The organism is Kineosporia babensis (genome assembly GCF_021129305.1).
GTDB lineage: Bacteria > Actinomycetota > Actinomycetes > Actinomycetales > Kineosporiaceae > Kineosporia > Kineosporia babensis.
Genome location: NZ_JAJOMB010000004.1, coordinates 247,139 through 262,935, shown reverse-complemented (window position 1 = coordinate 262,935; position 15,797 = coordinate 247,139). Strand labels below are relative to the sequence as shown.

Sequence of the window (15,797 nt, the reverse complement as noted above, 5' to 3'; positions counted from 1 at the left end):
TTGATCACCGGAGCTGACGATCCACCGGCGGGTGGCGCGCACTCACCACGACCGGCCCACCCGGCGGTCCAGACCGGGCAAAACGGCACGTAGACTCACAGAATGTTGTTCGGACGAGCTTCCGGACTGAAGGTGATCGACCGGGTTCTCGGTCGGGCCCGGTTCGGTTGCGCCTCCACGCTCGTGATCCGGGGCGAGGCCGGGATCGGCAAGAGCGCGCTGCTGGCCTACGCGCAGACCCGGGCCGCAGACCTGACCGTGCTGAGCGCCCGCGGGCAGGAGGCCGCCTCCACCGCGCCGTTCGCCGGGCTGGCCCAGCTGTTCCGGCCGGTGCACCCGCAGATCCAGCAGTTGCCCGGCCCGCAGGCCCAGGCCCTGAACGCCGCGCTGGGATCGGGGCCGCCGGCGGCGCCGGGCGAACCGGTGCACGTGGACCGGTTCTCGCTCTGCGCGGCGACCCTGAGCCTGTTGCGCGCGCTCGCCGCGGAGAACCCGCTGCTGGTGGTGATCGACGATCTGCAGTGGCTGGACCCGTCCTCCCGGGAGGCCGTGCTGTTCGCGGCCCGGCGGATCACCGATCAAGGGGTGGGTCTGCTGCTGGCGGTCCGTACCGGCTTCGGGCCTGCCGAGGTGCTCACCCGCCAGTGCGCCGGCCTGCCCGAACTCGCCCTGACCGGCCTCGGCGCCGAGGGCTCGCGGCAGCTGTGCCAGGCCCTGGCCCCCGGCCTGTCCAAGGAGCAGGCCGATCAGATCCATGCCGACAGCGCCGGCAATCCGCTGGGCATCCAGGAACTGTGTGCCTCACCGGGCCGGCTGCCCGGCCAGACGCTGACCCAGATCATGGCCGGGCGGCTGGCCGAACTCCCGGCCCGGACCCGGAAGGCTCTGCTGCTCATCGCCGCCGCCGGTCACGGCCGCAATCTCGATCTGGTCCGCCGGGCCCTGCCGGTGATGAACCTGGGCCTGGCGGACCTGGCTCCGGCCGAGGCCGGCGGCCTGCTGGTGGTCGAGGGCGCGAGCGTCGAACTGCAGCATCCGCTGATGCGCTCGGCGCTGAACACGAACGCCGCCCGCAGCGAACTCGTCGAAGTGCACGCGGCTCTGGCCGAAGCCCTGAACCACTGGCCGGGCGCGGCGGCGGCCGACGCCCGGGCCTGGCATCTGGCCCAGGCCGTGCCGGCCCCGTGCCCGCAGGTCGGTGAGCTGCTGGCGCAGACCGCGGCGCGGGCCCGCTCCCGGGGCGGAAATGCCGAGGCGGCCAGGGCGTTCGAGAAGGCTGCGCACTTCGGGGAACCGGCGGACCGGCCGGCCCGGCTGGTCCGGGCGGCCCGCTGCTGGCAGCTCGCCGGGCGCACCGGGAAGATGATCCCGCTGCTGGACGAGGCCCTGGAACGCACCGACGATCCGCACCTGCGGGCCCTGATCCGGCACATGCGCGGCTACGTCCGGATGTGGCGGGCGCTCCCGCGGGACGGGATGAACGAGATGATCCGCGGCGCCCACGAGGTGCAGCAGGCCGATCCGGCCCGCGCCGCACTGATGTTCGCCGATGCCGCGATCGCCCACTTCATGCTCGGCGAGCCGGCCGAACTCCTGGCTGCCACCCGGCGGTCGTTCGAGCTCAGCCGGGACACCCAGGGCCCGGCCGCTCTGGTGGCCGCCGTGGCCCACAGCGCCGGCCTGGTGATCAACGGGCACCGCGCCGAAGGCCAGAAGCTGCTCAGCCAGGTAGTGCCCGCCCTGCTGAGCCAGCCGCCACTGCCCCGGGTGCAGGAGTACGCCCACGCCGCCTGCGTGGCGATCTGGCTGGAGGACTACCCGCTGGCAGACCGGCTGCTGCAGGCCGTCATCACCGAGGCCCGCGCCCACGGTGCCCTCGGCGTGCTCCCGCAGACCCTCGCCATCGCCTCCGAGCTGGAGTTCCGCCTCGGGCACTGGCAACGGTCCCTGGCCTGCGCGGCCGAAAGCGTCGAACTGGCCGAGGAAACCCGCCAGGCCAGCGTGTACGGAAGGTATTTCGCGGCCCGGGTGCATGCTGGGCAGGGGCGCAGCGAGGTGGCGGTGAAGATGCTGGCCCGCACCGGCGAGGTCACTGCGCGCTGCCAGGCGCCCGGCCTGGACCTGCAGATCACCCACACCCGGGCGCTGCTGGCGTTCGGCCGGGGTGATCTGAAGGAGGCCATCGCCCTGCTGGAGGCGGCGGCCCAGTTGCCGGGCACCCGGGAGCAGAGCATCGTGCCGTGGGCCTTCGACCTGGTCGAGGCCTACGCCGGGGCCGGTCGCCGGTCCGAGGCCCAGCAGTTGCTCGACGACATCGCGGTGGACGAGCCGGCCCCCGGCTGCCGCGCGGACCTGCTGATCGCCCGGACACTGCGGTGCCGGGCCCTGCTGGCCCACGAGCCCGAGGCCGTCTTCGCCCGGGCCCTGCAGGTGCACGACCGCCTGCCGATGCCCTTCGAACGGGCCCGCACCCTGCTCAGTCTCGGCCGCTCCCTGCCCCGGGGCCCGCAGGCCCGGGCCGTTCTGGCCCAGGCCCTGTACATCTTCGAGGACCTGGGCGCCGCGCACTGGGCCGAGCAGACCCGCACCGAGCTGGCCGGTCCGACCGGGCCGCTGACCGGTGGGACGAGCCGGGAACTGCTCGGCGCCACCAGGACCCGGACCCGGCCGGCCCGCACCGCCACCCGTCAGCAGCTCATCCTGAAAATCACCGCCACCAGAGCCTTCCCACCGGCGAAGTCCAGATGCCGGTAGTCCCACTCACGGCGTGACGATGTTCTCGACCAGCGAGGCGATGTGGGCGGCCCGTTCCTGCCGGGAGGCCGGTCGCCCGGGAACTCCCGGCCGCTGCTGCCACGGCTTGGGCCCGTCGGCCGGCCGGTACTCCACTCCGAGCGCGTCCAGCCGGGCCAGGTGATGCTCCAGCCGACGGCTGAAATCGGCGAAGTCACGCTCGGCCGGGCCCCACAGCGCCTCGGCCACCGCGCACAGCCGGGGGTAGGCGAAGAAGTCCACCGTGCGAGGGCTGTCCATGTGCTCGGTCCAGATGTTCGCCTGCCCGCCCAGCACGTGCTTGGCCTCGTCCGCGCTCAGCTCCGTAGGCACCGGCTCGAACGCGTAAACATCTTGCACGGTCAGCGGAATCGACACCGGGATCGGCTCGTCCGGTGACTCGGACTGCCGGTAATCCAGATAGACCACATCATCTGGGCAAGCGACCACATCGTGCCCCCGGCGGGCCGCCGTCACCGCTCCGGCCATACCCCGCCAGGAAGCCACGGTCGCGCCCGGAGCCAGTTCACCCTCGAGGATCTCGTCCCAGCCGTACAGCCGGCGCCCGGCCTTGCTCAGGTGCTCGTCCAGCCGCCGGATGAACCAGGTCTGCAGATCGGCCTCGCGAGTGATGCCGAGCTCCCGCATCCGCTCCTGGGTGGCCGGGTCGGCCTGCCACTGATCACGCGGGCACTCGTCGCCGCCCACCCCGATGTACGGGGACGGGAACAGCTCGAGCACCTCGTCGAACACGTTCAGGAAGAACTGGACCGTGGACTCTTCCAGATTGAGAACGTTCGGGTTGATACCCCAGTGCGGCCACACGTCCACTGGTTGCTTGTGGACGCCCAGCTCGGGATAGGCGGCCAGCGCGGCCTGGACGTGCCCGGGGGTTTCGATCTCCGGGACCACGGTGATGAACCGCTCGGCGGCGTAGGCCACGATCTCGCGGATGTCGTCCTGGGTGTAGAAGCCGCCGTGCGGACGTCCGTCGGTGGGGCTCTCGGGTCCGGCCCCGACCTGCGACTCCTGGCGCCAGGCGCCGACTTCGGTGAGCCGCGGGTAACGCTTGATCTCGATCCGCCAGCCCTGGTCCTCGGTCAGGTGCCAGTGCAGGGTGTTCAGCCGGTGCACCGCCATCAGGTCGATGAAACGCAGCACGTCGTGCTTGGGCAGGAAGAACCGGCACACGTCGAGCATCACGCCGCGCCAGCCGAACCGCGGCGAATCCGTCAGCCGGACGGCCGGAACCGCCCAGCGAACACCGGAAACCGCTGCCTTGCGGTAGATCTGCGGCGGTAGCAACTGCAGCAGGGCCTGGCACCCGTAGAACACCCCGGCTGGAGCGCCCCCGATGATCACCGCACCCTGGGCCGTCACCTCCAGCCGGTAAGCCTCCTCACCGAGCGCCTCGTCCAGCCGCAGCTCCACGGTACCCACCGGCGATTCGTGCAGCGGCAGACCGGTGGCCGGGCGCAGCGCCTGCTGCAGCCAGGCCAGCGCCCCGCTGAGCTGGTCAGGAGCGGACAGCGTGGTGCTGCGGTCGAGAACGAGTTCGCCCTCGTCGTAGACGGATTCGAGCGGACGGGGAATCAGCATCGATCAACCCTTCTAACCCTTGACGGCGCCGGCGGACATACCGGCCACGAGATTGCGCTGGACGATGAGGAAGAACACCACGACCGGCAGCGAGAAGATCACCGAGGCGGCCATCTGCCCGCCGTAGTCGGTGCCCACGTTCGGGTTGGTGAACGAGGCCAGCCAGACCGGCAGGGTGTAGTGGTCCTGGTCCTGCATGAAGGTGTAGGCGATCAGGTAGTCGTTCCAGGCCGCGATGAAGGCGAAGATGCTGGTCGCGATCACTCCCGGGGCCACCAGAGGGAACAGCACACTGATCAGGATCCGCCAGGTCCCGGCCCCGTCGCAACGGGCGGCCTCCTCGATCTCCACCGGGATGGCGACGAAGAACCCGCGCATCACCCAGATCGAGAACGGCAGGGTGGTGGCCAGGTAGGCGAGGATCAGCGCGTAGTAGGTGCCGAGCAGATTGGCGGTGTTGAAGAGCGAGAACATCGGGATCAGCAGGGCGGTGCCGGGCAGCATCTGCACCGCCAGGATCACCACCAGGACGGCCCGGCGCCCGGTGAACCGGAAGCGGGACAGGGCCGCCGCGGCGAAGATGCCGATCGCGATCGAGAGGACCACCGTGGCCGCCACCACGATCACGCTGTTGCGCAGGTTGGTCAGGAAGTTCTCCTGGGTGAAGGCGGTGACGAAATTGTCCAGGGTGGGGTGCGCGGGGACGAAATACGGCGTGGTGCTCTGCAGTTCGTCACGGCGTTTGAAGGCGCTGTTGATCATCCAGTAGACCGGGAAGACCCAGACCAGGCAGAACAGCGCGGCCAGCAGGTCGGCGCCCCGCTTCACAGATTCTCTCCCGACTTCAGCAGGTTGCGGATGTACAGCGCGGTCAGGCCGAGCAGGATCAGCGTGGTCACCACCGAGATCGCGGCGCCCTGGCCGATGTCGAAGCCGATGAACGCGGTGCGGTAGGTGAACACGCCCAGGGTGGAGGTGGCCTCGCCCGGGCCGCCGGCCGAGAACAGCCAGATCTGGTTGAACACGTTGTAGTCCCAGATCACCGACAGGATGGTGACCAGCAGCAGGGTCGGGCGCAGGAAGGTCAGGGTGATCACCCGGTACACGGTGAACTCGCCCGCCCCGTCCAGCCGGGCCGCCTCCTGGTACTCCGGGGGCACCTGCTGCTCGGCCGCGTTCAGGGTCAGCGCGATGAACGGCACCGCCTGCCAGACGATCAGCAGCCAGATCGCGGTGTAGGCCAGCATCGGGTCGTCGGCCCAGTTCAGGTCGGTGGTGTCGCCGAACACCCGCAGCTGGGCCAGCAGCCAGTTCAGCACCCCGTAACCGGGCTGGAAGAGCCAGTTCCAGACCAGGGTGGAGGCCACGTTCGGCATCGCCCAGGCCAGGATCAGCACCACCGTGGTGGTGTAGCGCCAGAACGTGCTCACCCGGGTCAGCAGGTGCGAGACGGCCATCCCGATCAGCATGCTGCCGGCCACCATCGCCGTGGTGAACAGCACGGTGCGCAGCAGCGAACGCCAGAACGCGCCGCTGCTCAGCAGACTCGTGTACTGATCGAGGCCGGTGTAGGTGAACTCACCGGTGAACAGCGTCCTCTGGTTGTAGTCGGTGAAGGACGTGTAGACCAGGTAGAAGATCGGCGCGATGGTCACCACGGTGATCACCAGGCCGGCCGGGGTCAGCAGCCACAGCGGGGTGAGGTCCCGGCGGCGCCCCCGCGCACTGGGCGCGGGGGCGGCGGAAGTGCTCGGGGGAGCGGGGGTACGGACGCTCACAGCGTGTCGGCGAGGTGGGCGTCGAACTCCTTGGCAGCCTCTTCGGGTGTCTTCGCCCCGGTGGCGATGGCCGAGAAGAGCTGGTTGATGCTCTTGTCACCCTCGATCGTGGCCCACTGCGCGGCCGCCGGGGTGGCCTTGGAGTTCAGCGCGGCGTCGTAGAAGCCCTTCAGCGGCTCGGTCAGGGTGGCCTGCGCGGCCTCGATCGCCTCGGTGCTGTTCGGGATCCAGCCGTCCTTGCCGTACACGTACTCGTCCTGGAACTGCGGGCTGACCGCGATCTTGGTCCAGGCCAGAGCCAGGTCCACGGCATCGCTCTTGGCCGCGATGCCCCAGTCCGAGCCGCCGAGCATGGCCGGCTGGGTCTCACCGGAGATCCCGGGCAGCGGGAAGGTGCCCAGATCCTCCTCCTTCAGGTCGGGATTGCGCTCCAGGATCAGCGCGATGCTGCCGGTGGTGGTCAGCATGGCCGAGGTCTTCTCGTCGGCGAAGAGCTGGTTGAAGTCGGGGTTGTCGGTGTGCAGGGCCTGAGAGGCCTTGGCCGAGTACTTGTTCTGGATCGCCTTCCAGTCGTTCAGGCCCTTCTGCGCCTCCGGAGTGGAGAAGCCACCGGTCCAGGTATCACCCTCGGCGGTGGCGATCTCGGCGCCGGCGTCCCAGACCCACTGCATGCCGGCCGCCCAGTACTGACCGGGCAGGTAGAACGGCGAGAAGTCCGAGGCGGTGTTGTCGGCCTTGATCTTGTCCAGCGCCGCGGTGAACTCGGCGTAGGTGGTGGGGGCCTCGGTGACACCGGCTGCGGCCCAGATCTTCTTGTTGTAGACCACGGCGCGGGCGCCGGCGAAGCCCGGCACGGCGTACAGCTTGCCGTCCACGGTGGCGGGTTCCTCCAGACCGGCCAGCCAGGTGCGGCCCTGGGCCAGGTCGTCCCGGTAGTCGGTGACGTCGACCAGGCCCCCGTTGGCGGCGAAGCTGGCCACCTGGGTGTTGCCCAGGTCGAGGACGTCGGGGGTGTTGTCGGTGGACAGGGCGGTGCTGATCTTGGTGGTGATCCCGTCCCACTCCTGCATCTGCACGTCCACCTCGGCGCCGGTCTGCTCGGTGAACTCGGCGTTGATCGCCTCGAGGGTCTCGGGCGTGTAGTCACCGTTCATCGACCAGACGGTGAGGGTCTGGCCCTCGCCCTTGGCTGCTGGGACGGCCTTCGGCCCGCCCCCACTGTCGGTCGATCCGGAACTGGAACCGCTGCTGGCGCAGGCGGAAAGGGCCAGCGCGGCAGTGAGACCGAAGACGGCGGCGGTGGTGATGCGACTCATGGTTCAGGACTCCTCAGGAAGCGGGACCGGACGGGTACGGCGAGAACTGCTCAGGCCGCTGCTTCAGCCGCGACAGCGGTGGCGACGGCGCCCAGAAGAGCGGCCCGGGTTCCGAGCTGGGCGGGTAGGACGGTGATTCCCTCGGCGGTGCGAGGTTTGGTGTAGCGCTCGACGGCATTGCGGATGGTGTCGGCCAGATGGGTTCCGCCACCGGCGAGTTCGCCGCCGACCACCACGGCCTGCGGGGCCAGCACGTTGCACAGGGCCGCCACGGTGCGGCCGATCGCCAGACCGGCGTCGGTGACCACCCGGATCGCCGCGCGGTCACCGGCCTGGACGAGCTCGGCCAGGTCGGCGGCGGTGCGGACCTCGGGCCGGACCACCCGCAGCGCGCTCAGCACGTTCTCCAGCGAGGCCTGGGTCTCCAGGCAGCCGCGGTTGCCGCACAGGCACAGATCGCCGAACTCGGCCACCTCCATGTGCCCGAGTTCGCCTGCGCCGCCCTGGTAACCGCGGTAGAGCCGGCCGCCCAGCACCAGCCCGGCGCCGATCCCGGAGGAAGCCTTCACGTAGGCGATGTCGTCCATCCCCAGCGCCGCGCCGAAGCTGTGCTCGCCCAGGGCGCACAGATCCGCGTCGTTCTCCACGTAGGTGTCCAGGCCGGTCGCGGCGGCCAGTACCGGCCCGGGGGCCAGCTGTTGCCAGGCCGAGACCCGGGCCGAGCTGATGTAGCCGGTGCTGGTCTCCACCACGCCGGGTACTCCCAGCACCAGCCGGGTGATCGGTCCGCGGACCGCCCCGGCCGCCTCGTTGACCAGAGCGGCGATGCGGGCCAGCGAATCGGCTCGGTCCACCTCGACCGGACGGGTCTGTTCGGTGAGAACCGCGCCGGACAGGTCACAGACGGCCGCGGTGACCTCGTCCCGGGTCACCCCCAGAGCGATGACCAGTCCGCGTTCGCCGACCAGTCGCACCAGCCGGGCCGGACGGCCGGTCCGCCCGGTCCGGCTGTGATCGTCCACCCCGCCCTCGGCCACCATGCCCTGAGTCGCGAGTTCGGTGATCAGGCTGGAGACGGTGGTGGCGGAAAGCCCGGTGCGCCGGGCCAGATCGGCGCGGCTGAGCTCACCGTGCTCGCGCAGCAGGTCCAGCAACCGGCGGCGGTTGGTGGAGCGCAGCGCCTTCAGCCCTCGCGATCCGGACAACAACGACATGAGCCGCAACGATCACAGTTAGCCCAGTGACCGTCAATATTCCTCGTGTATGAACGCGGTAAACGGTTTGTTTCTCCAAAGTCCGCAGAAACCGCCAGGATCTACGGACGTCGGCCCGGTTGTTTATCCGGGAGGGCGGCCGAACTCGGTCGGGTAGGGCGCCAAACGACTGCTGTTCTCGTCGATCGCCAGAGCCTTGCCGATCTGCGGCACCGCCCGCTGGGCGCAGTCGTCGCGCACGCAGGTCCGGCAGCCCGGCCCGATCGGCACCGCGGCGGCCCGGTCGGTCAGGTCCAGGCCGCTGGAGTAGACCAGGCGCCCGGCGTGCCGCAGTTCGCAGCCGAGGCCGATGGCGAAGGTCTTGCCCGGGGCGCCGTAGCGGTGCGGGCGCTGGGTGACCGTGCGGGCGATCCAGAAGTAGTGCTTGCCGTCGGGCATCACCGCGATCTGGCGCAGCACCCGGCCCGGCGCCGCGAACGCCTCGTAGACCCGCCACAGGGCGCAGGTGCCGCCGGTGCGGGTGAAGTGGAAGCCGCTGGCCGACTGGTGTTTCGACATGTTGCCGGCCCGGTCGACCCGGATGAACGAGAACGGCACGCCCCGGGCGCGGGGCCGCTGCAAGGTGGACAGGCGGTGGCAGATCATCTCGAACCCGGCGCCGTAGTGCTCGGCCAGCCGCTCCACGTCGTAACGGAAACGCTCGGCGGTGGCCAGGAAGTCGCCGTAGGGCAGCAGCAGGGCGGCGGCGAAGTAGTTGGCCAGGGCGATCCGGGCCAGGGTGCGGGTCTCGTCCTGATCGATCTGCGCGGTCAGCTCGGCGATCTGGTCCTCCTGCTCGATGAAGGCCAGATGCCCGGCCATCCGGAACGCCTGCCGGCCCGGACCTAGCCGTTCGGACAGGTGCAGGACCCGGGCCTTCGGGTCGAAGCGGTGCAGATCGTCGGCGTTTTCGGGGCTGACGGCGATCCGCACCCCGTAGATGCCGAGCCGGCGGCTCAGCACCTCGTGCGCCCGGCGGTCGGGCAGGTCCAGCAGGGCGGCCAGGCTCTCGGCGGCCTGGTCCAGGCCTGCGAAGTGATTCTTGTGGCGGTACAGGAAGGTTCGCACCTCTTCGTGCGGCATCGGTGTGCCCGCGGCCGGCTCGCGGTCCCCGGACAGCGCGGCCACCTGTTCGCTCGCCTGCCGGTAGCGGTGGTGCAGCAGGGTCACCGCCCGTGCGCTGTCCGGGAAGTGCCGGGCCAGCTCGGCCGCATCGGCGGTGGACACGCCCAGATCGGCGAACACGTCGCGCAGCTCGGCGCTCAGCCGGGTGGTGTCGTCCCCGGAGAAGAAGCTGGTGTCCACCCCGAACACCTCGGTCAGCTTGAGCAGCACCGGCACGGTGAGCGGCCGCTGGTTGTGCAGCAGCTGGTTCAGGTAGCTGGGCGAGATCTCCAGCAGGCGGGCGACGTCGACCTGGCTCAGCTGCCGATCGGTGATCAGCTGACGCAGGCGCGGCCCGGCGAACGTCTTCTCCACCTCGGCAAGATAACCACAGCGGGAAATCCGCAAATTCGCAGTCCGCAGCGAAAACTTGGCCGGAATTGGCGGATTGGGCCCCTCGTCCGTCCCCGACCGGACTGCGATGGTGGAACGAAAGCTACCGAGGAGGCCGACATGACCAACGCCAATCACCTTGCCGCCCAGTGGAAGTCGGACGAGCGCTGGCGGGGGATCGAGCGCACCTACTCGGCCGAGGACGTGGTCCGGCTGCGCGGCACGGTCGTGGAGGAGCACACCCTGGCCCGGATCGGGGCCGAGAAGTTGTGGCGTGCGCTACACAGCGAGGACTACGTGCCCGCCCTGGGCGCGCTCACCGGCAACCAGGCGGTGCAGCAGGTGCGGGCCGGGCTCAAGGCCATCTACCTCTCCGGCTGGCAGGTCGCGGCCGACGCCAACCAGGCCGGCCAGACCTACCCCGACCAGAGCCTGTACCCGGCCAACTCGGTGCCCCAGGTGGTCCGCCGGATCAACAACGCGCTGCTGCGGGCCGACCAGATCGCGCACAGCGAGGGGCAGCAGGGCACCGACTGGCTGGCCCCGATCGTGGCCGACGCCGAGGCCGGGTTCGGCGGCTCACTGAACGCCTTCGAGCTGATGCGGGCGATGATCGCGGCGGGCGCGGCCGGGGTGCACTGGGAGGACCAGCTGGCCTCGGAGAAGAAGTGCGGCCACCTCGGCGGCAAGGTGCTGATCCCGACCGGGCAGCACGTGCGCACCCTGAACGCCGCCCGCCTGGCCGCCGACATCGCCGGCGTGCCCAGCCTGATCATCGCTCGGACCGACGCCCAGGCGGCCACCCTGATCACCAGCGACGTGGACGAGCGGGACCAGGAGTTCATCACCGGCGAGCGCACGGCCGAGGGCTTCTACCGGGTCCGCAACGGGATCGAGCCGTGCATCGCCCGCGGCCTGGCCTACGCCCCGCACGCCGAGCTGCTGTGGATGGAGACCTCCAAGCCCGATCTCGACGTCGCCCGGAAGTTCGCCGAGGCGATCAAGGCGCAGTACCCCGACCAGATGCTGGCCTACAACTGCTCGCCCTCGTTCAACTGGCGCAAGCACCTGGACGACGACAGCATCGCCAAGTTCCAGCGCGAGCTCGGGCACCTGGGCTACAAGTTCCAGTTCATCACCCTGGCCGGTTTCCACGCGCTCAACCATTCGATGTTCACCCTGGCCCGGGGCTACGCCGAGACCGGGATGAGCGCCTACGTCGACCTGCAGGAGCGGGAGTTCGCCAGCGAGGCCGACGGCTACACCGCCACCAAGCACCAGCGGGAGGTCGGCACCGGCTGGTTCGACCTGGTCAGCACCGCGATCAACCCCGCGGCGGCGACCACCGCGCTGGCCGGCTCGACCGAACAGGAGCAGTTCTGATGCAGATCCTGGGCACCACCGGCGGCCGGTACGCCGAGATCCTCACCCCGCCGGCCCTGGCCCTGATCCAGACCTTGCACGAGGCCTTCGAGGAGCGGCGGCAGGAGCTGCTGGCCGAACGAGTGGCCCGGCGGCGCCGGCTGGCCTCAGGCGAGGAAAAGCTGGACTTCCGGCCCGAGACCGCCTGGATCCGTAACGGCGACTGGCGGGTGGCCGGGGCGGCCGAGGGGCTCCGGGACCGCCGGGTCGAGATCACCGGTCCGCCCACCCCGAAGATGACGGTGAACGCGCTCAACTCGGGCGCGCAGGTCTGGCTGGCCGACTTCGAGGACGCGTTGGCGCCTACCTGGCCGAACCTGGTCGAGGGGCAGCTGGCCCTGCTCGACGCTGCGCGGGGACGGCTGGACTTCACCGAGAACGGCAAGCGCTACCGGGTCGGTGCGAACCCGGCCACGGTCGTCGCCCGGCCGCGGGGCTGGCACCTGGACGAGCAGCACATCCTGGTGCACGGCCGTCCGGTCGCCGGTGCCCTGGTCGACTTCGCCCTCTTCCTCACCCACGCCGGCCGCGAGCGTCCCTACTTCTACCTGCCCAAGCTGGAAGGCCACCCAGAAGCGCGACTCTGGAACGACGTCTTCAATCTGGCTCAAAAGCAGCTGGGGATGCCGGAGGGGACGATCCGGGCCACCGTGCTGATCGAGACCATCACGGCCGCGTTCGAGATGGAGGAGATCCTGTACGAGCTGCGTGAGCACTGTGCGGGCCTGAACGCCGGGCGCTGGGACTACCTGTTCAGCATCGTGCGCACCTTCGGCGAGAAGCAGGTGCTGCCGCAGCGCGACCAGCTGAGCATGACCGTGCCGTTCCTGCGGGCCTACACCGAACTGCTGGTCAGCACCTGTCACCGCCGGGGCGCCTACGCGATCGGCGGGATGGCGGCCTTCATCCCCAGCCGCGACGCCGAGGCCAACGCGGTGGCCGAGGCCAAGGTGCGTCAGGACAAGGAGCGCGAGGCGGAGGACGGTTTCGACGGCTCCTGGGTGGCGCATCCGGGGCTGGTCGGTCTGTGCCGGGAGGTCTTCGACGACGTGCTGGGGCCGCGGCCGGATCAGCTGCACCGGCGGCGCCCGGAGGTTTGGGTCAGCGCCGAGGAGCTGCTGGACTTCAGCTCGGCCGGAACTCTGGTCACCGAGGACGGGCTGCGGGAGAACATCGCGGTGACGGTGCGCTACCTGGATGCCTGGCTCAGCGGCAACGGCGCGGTGGCGATCTTCGGTCTGATGGAAGACGCCGCCACCGCCGAGATCTCGCGCTGCCTGGTCTGGCAGTGGGTCCGGCACGAGGTGTTCCCGCGGGCCCTGGTCGAGCGGCTGGTCTGGGAGGAGACGGCCGGCCTGACCCACGGCGGCAAGGTGTTCGACCTGTTCGTCCAGACCGCCCTGGGCCCCGACCTGCCCGCCTTCTTCACCCCGCGGGCCTACGCCCAGCACCTGGTGCAGCTGGAGGATCTGAGCTCGGCGGCCTGAGCTCGGTGTGCCGCTCTCCGTCCAGCGGTGAGCGGCACACCGACGAAACGTGCATTCTGCGAATATCGGACCCTCATGAGGTTGGAGGGGCGCATGAATCTGCCGCGGGACTTCGTCTTCGGGACCAGCACGGCCGCCTACCAGATCGAGGGCGCGATCATGGCGGACGGCCGGGGCCCGAGCATCTGGGACACCTTCAGCGCCGAGCCGGGCCGGATCGTCGACGGCACCAGCGGGGCGATCGCCTGCGCCCACTTCGAGCGCTGGGCCGAGGACGTGGAACTGCTCAAGCAGCTCGGGGCCGGGGGCTACCGCTTCTCCATCGCCTGGCCGCGGATCCAGCCCACCGGCAGCGGAGCGGCCAACCAGAGCGGCCTGGCCTTCTACGACCGGCTGGTGGATGCGTTGCTCGAGGCGGGAATTGCGCCGATGGCCACGCTGTACCACTGGGATCTACCGCAAGAACTTGAGGACGTGGGTGGCTGGCTGAGCCGCGACGTCGCCTTCCGCTTCGGTGAGTACGCGGCGGTCGTGGCTGACCGGCTGGCCGATCGGGTGACGCACTGGTGCCCGGTGAACGAGCCGAACGTGGCTGCGCTGCAAGGGTATGCGCTGGGGGAACTGGCGCCCGGGCGGACCTTGCTGTTCGATGCCCTGCCGGCCGCGCATCATCTGCTGCTGGGGCACGGGCTGGCGGTTCAGGCGCTGAGCTCGGCCGGGGCGGCGCAGATCGGCACGGCGACCAACCACTTCCCGGTCCGGGCGATCACCGACAGCGAATCCGACCGGGTGGCAGCCGCATTCCTGGATCTGCTGTGGAACCGGCTGTTCGCCGACCCGATCCTGCTGGGCCGCTATCCGGACGGCCTGAGCGAGGCGATGCCCGGCCCGCTCGAGGAGGACCTGGCCCAGATCGCCCAGCCGCTGGACTTCTACGGGGTGAACTACTACAACCCGATGGGTGCGCGGGCGGCCGCCTCCGGAGCCGCGCTGCCGTTCGAGTACGCCGATCTGACCGGCTATCCCACCACGGGTTTCGGCTGGCCGGTGGTGCCCGAGGCGCTGACCGAACTGCTGCTCGACCTGCAGGCGCGCTACCCGGGCCTGCCGCCGGTGATCATCACCGAGAACGGCTGCTCGTACCCGGACCGGCACGACGACCAGCCCCGCATCGACTACCTCGAGGCCCACCTGGAAGCGGTGGCCGAGGCGGTGGCCCGCGGGGTGGACGTGCGCGGGTACTACTGCTGGTCGCTGCTGGACAACTTCGAATGGGCACACGGGTACACCCAGCGATTCGGGTTGGTGCACGTCGAATTCGAGACGCTGGTGCGGACCCCGAAGCGTTCGTTCCACTGGTACGCCGAGCGGGTCCGGGCGCACCGCGCCGGATCGGCGTGAGATCCCGGCTCTGGGTCTTCGGGCTCTTCCTGGCCAGCATCGGTCTGTGGTCGGGGTTTTTCGGTCCGATCCAGGTGTTGCTGGCCCAGCAGGCCGAGGCTCTGGCGCCGGAGCACAAGGAGTCGGCGCTGTCGCTGGTGACCGGGGTGGGTGCGGCGGTCTCGACGGTGACGAACCCGTTCTGGGGCGCGCTTTCGGACCGGACCACGCTGCGGCTGGGCCGAAGGCTGCCCTGGGTGCTGGGCGGGGCCGCCGGCGGGGCCGTGGCCATGCTGCTTCTGGCCGCGGCCGAGAACATCGGGCAGATGGTGGCGGCGTGGGCGCTGGCCCAGGCCGCGCTCAACGCCATGCTGGCCGCCCTCACCGCCACCGTGCCCGACCAGGTGCCGGTGGGCGAACGCGGAACCGTCGGCGGAGCGCTCGCGGTCGCTCAAACCCTGGGCGTGGTGGCCGGTTCCGGTGTTGCCGCGGCCACCGGGAGTATTGCTGCCGGCTATCTCGCCCTCGCGGCACTGCTGCTGATCACCACTGTTCCCTACGCCCTGAACTCGCGGGACACCCCGAGGACCGAGCCACCCACGTCCTTTGCCTGGTCGTCGTTCTGGGTCTCCCCGCGGGCCCATCCGGACTTCGCCTGGGCCTGGATCACCCGGTTCCTGATGAATCTGGGCAACGCCCTGCTGATCCTCTACCTGCTCTACTACCTGCAGGACGCGGTCGGCCTGCCCGACGACGAGGCCGAGAGCACGGTGTTCGCGCTGACCGCGGTCTACGGCGCCTGCACGGTGCTGACCGCCTTCGCCGGCGGACTCGCCTCGGACCGGATCGGCCGGCGCAAGGTCTTCGTGATCGGCTCGGGCCTGGTCACCGCGGCCGCGCTGCTGCTGTTCGCCCTGGTGCCAACGGTTCTCGCGGCCTGGGTCGGGGCGGTGGTGCTGGGCATCGGCTTCGGCGCCTACACCGCCGTGGACTTCGCCCTGATCACCCAGGTGCTGCCGGCCGAGGACGACCGGGCCAAGGACCTCGGCGTGATCAACATCGCCGCTGCCCTGCCGCAGGTCCTGGCGCCGGTGCTGGCTGCCGCCGTGCTGGCGGTGGATCTGGGCTACGCAGGCGTGTTCGGCCTGGCCGCGGGGATCAGCGTGCTCGGCTCGGTGCTGGTCGGGCAGATCCGCTCGGTGCCCTGAGCGGCTCTACGTATCGCAGATGAACGAGGCATGGCCTGGCGGTGACATTTTCCCGCCAAGACCGACGTCGGGGGTATCTATTCGG

11 protein-coding genes are annotated in these 15,797 nt (G+C 70.2%); 5 read left to right on the top strand and 6 right to left on the bottom strand.

From position 1 onward, the window contains the following. The first annotated feature begins 102 nt into the window (after window positions 1-102). Window positions 103-2,754, top strand: coding sequence for an ATP-binding protein (locus LR394_RS10075; protein ID WP_231440424.1), 2,652 nt, complete (start codon window positions 103-105; stop codon window positions 2,752-2,754). A 6-nt stretch (window positions 2,755-2,760) separates the two neighbouring features. On the opposite strand, the gene LR394_RS10070 is transcribed toward LR394_RS10075, so the two are convergent. The 6 genes from LR394_RS10070 to LR394_RS10045 all read right to left on the bottom strand — a co-directional run bounded on the left by LR394_RS10070 (window position 2,761) and on the right by LR394_RS10045 (window position 10,197). Beyond that, window positions 2,761-4,371, bottom strand: a complete 1,611-nt coding sequence (locus LR394_RS10070) for a beta-N-acetylhexosaminidase (RefSeq protein ID WP_231440423.1) — start codon at window positions 4,369-4,371, stop codon at window positions 2,761-2,763. A 12-nt stretch (window positions 4,372-4,383) separates the two neighbouring features. Then, the gene (locus LR394_RS10065; RefSeq protein WP_231440422.1) at window positions 4,384-5,199 is read right to left on the bottom strand and encodes a carbohydrate ABC transporter permease; all 816 of its coding nucleotides are present in this window, start codon (window positions 5,197-5,199) and stop codon (window positions 4,384-4,386) included. Further along, entirely contained in the window at window positions 5,196-6,149 is a 954-nt protein-coding gene (locus tag LR394_RS10060; protein WP_231440421.1) for a carbohydrate ABC transporter permease, read from the bottom strand. Before LR394_RS10060 ends, LR394_RS10065 begins: the two co-directional genes overlap by 4 nt. Next, window positions 6,146-7,465, bottom strand: coding sequence for an extracellular solute-binding protein (locus tag LR394_RS10055; RefSeq protein WP_231440420.1), 1,320 nt, complete (start codon window positions 7,463-7,465; stop codon window positions 6,146-6,148). Before LR394_RS10055 ends, LR394_RS10060 begins: the two co-directional genes overlap by 4 nt. A 50-nt stretch (window positions 7,466-7,515) precedes the next feature. Further along, on the bottom strand, window positions 7,516-8,679 hold the full coding sequence (locus LR394_RS10050; RefSeq protein ID WP_231440419.1) for an ROK family transcriptional regulator: 1,164 nt from the start codon (window positions 8,677-8,679) through the stop codon (window positions 7,516-7,518). Window positions 8,680-8,802: 123 nt separating this feature from the next. Next, on the bottom strand, window positions 8,803-10,197 hold the full coding sequence (locus LR394_RS10045; RefSeq protein ID WP_231440418.1) for a short-chain fatty acyl-CoA regulator family protein: 1,395 nt from the start codon (window positions 10,195-10,197) through the stop codon (window positions 8,803-8,805). 138 nt (window positions 10,198-10,335) lie between these two features. Between LR394_RS10045 and aceA the strand changes: the two genes are divergently transcribed. The 4 genes from aceA to LR394_RS10025 all read left to right on the top strand — a co-directional run bounded on the left by aceA (window position 10,336) and on the right by LR394_RS10025 (window position 15,712). Continuing rightward, on the top strand, window positions 10,336-11,598 hold the full coding sequence (aceA, locus tag LR394_RS10040; protein WP_231440417.1) for an isocitrate lyase: 1,263 nt from the start codon (window positions 10,336-10,338) through the stop codon (window positions 11,596-11,598). Next, window positions 11,598-13,124, top strand: a complete 1,527-nt coding sequence (gene aceB, locus LR394_RS10035) for a malate synthase A (RefSeq protein WP_231440416.1) — start codon at window positions 11,598-11,600, stop codon at window positions 13,122-13,124. The genes aceA and aceB overlap by 1 nt, the downstream gene beginning before the upstream one ends. A gap of 93 nt (window positions 13,125-13,217) precedes the next feature. Next, window positions 13,218-14,525: a GH1 family beta-glucosidase gene (locus tag LR394_RS10030; RefSeq protein ID WP_231440415.1), complete on the top strand. Its 1,308-nt coding sequence runs from the start codon at window positions 13,218-13,220 to the stop codon at window positions 14,523-14,525. After that, a complete protein-coding gene (locus LR394_RS10025) occupies window positions 14,522-15,712 on the top strand; it encodes an MFS transporter (RefSeq protein ID WP_231440414.1) in 1,191 nt (396 codons plus the stop codon). The genes LR394_RS10030 and LR394_RS10025 overlap by 4 nt, the downstream gene beginning before the upstream one ends. Window positions 15,713-15,797: the final 85 nt, after the last annotated feature.